We start from the raw sequence: 4,262 nt of genomic DNA, 5'->3' as shown, positions 1-4,262 counted from the left end.
GCATCCACAGCCATTGCCGCAGCCGTTGTTGCCACAGCAGCACATCAGGATGATGATCCAGAGGATACAGTTGCAGGAGCTGCCTCCAAAAAGGCTGGTTCCATTGCCGCATCCGCAGTCGTTGCCGCATCCGCAACCATTGTTGCATCCACAGCCACAGTCGTTGTTACATCCACAGTTTGTAGCAGCCAAATCACTCATTATAAAATCCTCCAGCTTTTTGTCTACAATTCATTTTATGTAGATAGGATGTCCGGTGTGAAAAAATATCCAGTTGCAAAAGAAACGGCCATGGGATATAATACCCGGGTAAACACAGCAGAAAAAGAAAAGGAGAGGATGGAATGGCAGACAGGGGACTGTTTGACATGCACTGCCATATTGTACCGGCAGTCGATGATGGAGCTCAGAGTGTAAAAGAAGCTTTTGCTATGCTTCAGATGGAGTACGATCAGGGTGTGCGTAAGATTATTGTGACGCCCCATTTCAGAAGAGAAATGTTTGAGACTCCTTCGGAAATTATCAAAAAGCATTTTCTGGTATTGAGACGACTGGCGGAAAAGATCGGACCAGATTTCAAAGTGTTCCTCGGATGTGAATTTCATGCAAATGTAGAAATGCTGGATTATCTGCGTTCTGACAAGGTTTATTCGATGGCTGGTTCCAGATATGTGCTCACAGAATTTTCTTCAAGTACAGAAGAAAAGTATATCAGCGACAGGATCTACGAACTGCTTTCCGGCGGATACAGGCCGATCATAGCACATATTGAACGTTACAGATGCATGCATGATCTGGATTTTGTAGAACATCTTGTAAATAAAGGTGCACTGATGCAGGTCAATGCAGACAGTGTGATCGGCAAGAACGGACATGCAGCCAAGAAATACTGCGGGAAACTTCTGGAAGAAGAACTTGTAAGTTATATTGGTTCTGATTGCCATGGAAGCAAACACCGTGTCACAAGGATCGGAGATGCCTATGCCTATGTCACAAAGAAAATGGGACGGCAGATGGCCGACGAGATCTTTATTGATAATCCGCAGGAGATCCTTGATAATGCGAAGCACTGCATGGCGGCAGCTCATAGATAAGTTTTTGTGAATCGTTCTGACAATAACGTTATCGCTTTAAGTTGTTAAACTAATAAGAAAACACCCTTGACAAACAAAAAGCCAATTTGTATACTTTTAGAAGTATATGAAACGGCTTTGAAGGGAAGAAGTAACAGAAGCAACACACACAGAGAGCGGCCGGATGGTGAGAGGCGCGTGCAGTACTTTTGCGAATACATCCCGGAGCTTCGCACCGAACTTTTTTCAGTAGGCTGCGACGGAGTGGCACTCGTTACCGTGCTCAATGAGGCGGGAGATTTTCCGCGAAGTTAGGTGGTATCACGGGACCCGGTTCTCGTCCTAAGAAGGACAGGAACCGGGCTTTTTTGCATATCGAGGAGGCGCCTTTGGACGCACCTGATGATGAATACCGCGACAGGAGGAAATTATTATGACAGTATGGGAAGAACTTAAGGCCAGAGGCCTGATCGCCCAGGTAACAGACGAAGACGAGATCAAAGAAATGGTAAACAACGGTAAGGCTACTTTCTACATCGGATTTGACCCTACCGCAGACAGCCTTCATGTAGGACACTTCATGGCACTCTGCCTGATGAAACGTCTCCAGATGGCAGGCAACCGTCCAATCGCACTTCTCGGCGGCGGTACCGGTATGATCGGTGACCCTTCAGGAAGAACTGACATGCGTCAGATGATGACAAAAGAAACCATCCAGCACAACATTGACTGCTTCAAGAAACAGATGTCCCGCTTCATCGACTTTTCCGATGGCAAGGCACTGATGGTCAACAATGCTGACTGGCTTCTGAACCTGAACTATGTAGATCTGCTTCGTGATGTAGGAGCTCATTTCTCAGTAAATCGTATGCTTACTGCAGAGTGCTACAAACAGCGTATGGAGAGAGGACTTAGTTTCCTTGAATTCAACTACATGATCATGCAGAGCTATGACTTCTATATGTTATACCAGAAATACGGCTGCAATATGCAGTTTGGCGGTGATGACCAGTGGAGCAACATGCTCGGCGGTACAGAACTGATCCGTCGTAAACTTGGCAAAGATGCATACGCTATGACCATCACACTTCTTCTGAACTCAGAGGGCAAGAAGATGGGTAAGACACAGTCCGGTGCTGTATGGCTTGATCCGAACAAGACATCTCCATTTGATTTCTACCAGTACTGGAGAAACGTAGACGATGCAGACGTTATCAAATGCATGCGTCTTCTTACTTTCCTTCCACTTGAGCAGATCGATGAGATGGCCAAATGGGAAGGAAGCCAGTTAAACAAAGCCAAAGAGATCCTTGCATACGAGCTGACAAACCTGGTTCATGGCGAAGAAGAAGCCAAGAAAGCTCAGGAAGGTGCAAGAGCACTGTTCTCTGGCGGCGCAGACACTGCACATATGCCAAGCACAGAGCTGACTGATGAAGATTTCACAGAGGAAGGAACCATCGACCTTATCACAATGCTGATCAAGACAGGCCTCGTTCCGACACGTTCTGAGGGACGTCGTGCGATCGAGCAGGGCGGTGTTTCCATCGACGGTGAAAAGATCACAGACATCAAACACACAGTTGCCAAAGACGCACTCGCAGGTGACGGTGTTGTCCTCAAACGAGGCAAAAAGAAATTCAACAGAGTTTATGCTAAATAATAAGTGTTTTTTTGATAAATACTTTTAGGAGGAAAGAATCATGAAGAAATACGGAGTAAACGAACTTCGTCAGATGTTCCTTGATTTCATGGAGAGCAAAGGACATCTCGCAATGAAAAGCTTCTCCCTGGTACCTCAGGGAGACAAGAGCCTCCTGCTGATCAACGCAGGTATGGCTCCACTGAAACCATATTTCACAGGTGCAGAGAAACCGCCGAGAACAAGAGTCACCACATGTCAGAAATGTATCCGTACCGGTGATATCGAAAACGTTGGTAAGACAGCACGTCACGGTACCTTCTTTGAGATGCTTGGTAACTTCTCTTTTGGAGATTACTTCAAGAGAGAAGCGATCCACTGGTCCTGGGAATTCCTGACAGAAGTCGTTGGCCTGGATGCAAACAGACTGTACCCGTCAGTATATCTGGAGGATGATGAAGCATTCGACATCTGGAATAAAGAAATCGGAATTCCGGCAGACAGAATCTTCCGTTTCGGTAAGGAAGATAACTTCTGGGAGCATGGCGCAGGTCCTTGCGGTCCATGTTCTGAGATCTACTATGACCGTGGAGAGAAATATGGCTGCGGAAAACCTGGATGTACTGTAGGCTGCGACTGCGACCGTTACATGGAAGTATGGAACAACGTATTCACTCAGTTTGAGAACGATGGAAACGGAAACTATACAACCTTGAAACAGAAGAACATCGATACAGGTATGGGTCTTGAGCGTCTGGCAGTTGTTGTTCAGGATGTTGATTCTATCTTTGATGTGGATACCATCTGTGCACTTCGTAACCTGGTATGCGAGATTGCAGGCAAGGAATATGAGAAGAACTATCAGGATGACGTATCCATCCGTCTGATCACAGACCATATCCGTTCTGCAACATTTATGATCTCCGATGGTATCATGCCGACCAACGAAGGACGTGGATATGTACTTCGTCGTCTGATCCGTCGTGCAGCACGTCATGGACGTCTTCTGGGAATCAAGGGAACTTTCCTTGCAAAACTCAGTGCAGAAGTGATCGACGGATCCAAAGCAGGATATCCGGAACTGGAAGAAAAGAAAGAGTTCATCTTCAAAGTCCTGACAAACGAAGAGAACCAGTTCAACAAGACTATCGACCAGGGTCTCCGCATCCTTGCAGACATGGAAGAAGAGATGAAAGCAGCCGGAGTAAAAACCCTTTCAGGAGAAAATGCATTCAAACTGTACGATACTTACGGATTCCCGCTTGACCTCACCAAAGAGATCCTTGAGGAAAAGGGTTACGGAATCGACGAAGACGGCTTCCAGAAAGCAATGGAAGCGCAGAGAGTCAAAGCACGTACTGCACGTGAAGTGACCAACTACATGGGAGCTGACGCTACCGTATATGATGAGATCGATGTCAATGTAACGACAGAGTTCGAAGGATACGATCACCTCACATATGATTCCGAGATCACAGTTCTCACAACAGAAAAAGAAATCGTAACTTCTCTGATGGAAGGTCAGAAAGGTACTGTATTTGTAAGAG

The 4,262-nt window shown here is 46.2% G+C and carries 3 protein-coding genes, 1 pseudogene and 1 other annotated feature; of the genes and pseudogenes, 3 read left to right on the top strand and 1 reads right to left on the bottom strand.

Features of this window, described 5'->3' with window-relative positions; genetic code table 11:
* Window positions 1-201, bottom strand: a pseudogene (locus WMO75_RS18870) (hypothetical protein); the annotation flags it as partial.
* Window positions 202-344: 143 nt separating this feature from the next.
* Between WMO75_RS18870 and WMO75_RS18865 the strand changes: the two are divergent.
* From WMO75_RS18865 to alaS, 3 genes are all read left to right on the top strand, one after another.
* Window positions 345-1,094: a CpsB/CapC family capsule biosynthesis tyrosine phosphatase gene (locus tag WMO75_RS18865; RefSeq protein WP_291581084.1), complete on the top strand. Its 750-nt coding sequence runs from the start codon at window positions 345-347 to the stop codon at window positions 1,092-1,094.
* A 108-nt stretch (window positions 1,095-1,202) separates the two neighbouring features.
* Window positions 1,203-1,421, top strand: a binding site (T-box leader).
* 85 nt (window positions 1,422-1,506) lie between these two features.
* On the top strand, window positions 1,507-2,736 hold the full coding sequence (gene tyrS, locus WMO75_RS18860; RefSeq protein WP_022214844.1) for a tyrosine--tRNA ligase: 1,230 nt from the start codon (window positions 1,507-1,509) through the stop codon (window positions 2,734-2,736).
* 40 nt (window positions 2,737-2,776) lie between these two features.
* Window positions 2,777-4,262: alanine--tRNA ligase (alaS, locus tag WMO75_RS18855; protein ID WP_349078747.1), on the top strand; the 1,486-nt coding region annotated here is incomplete at its 3' end.

It is taken from the genome of Blautia intestinihominis (assembly GCF_040096655.1).
GTDB classification, from domain to species: Bacteria; Bacillota; Clostridia; order Lachnospirales; family Lachnospiraceae; genus Blautia_A; species Blautia_A intestinihominis.
This window is presented reverse-complemented; position numbering and strand designations above follow the sequence as displayed.

Excerpts from the sequence above, each read along its gene's own strand:
- WMO75_RS18865 (WP_291581084.1), top strand. The coding sequence starts at position 345 with ATGGCAGACAGGGGACTGTTTGACATGCACTGCCATATTGTACCGGCA.
- tyrS (WP_022214844.1), top strand. The coding sequence starts at position 1,507 with ATGACAGTATGGGAAGAACTTAAGGCCAGAGGCCTGATCGCCCAGGTA.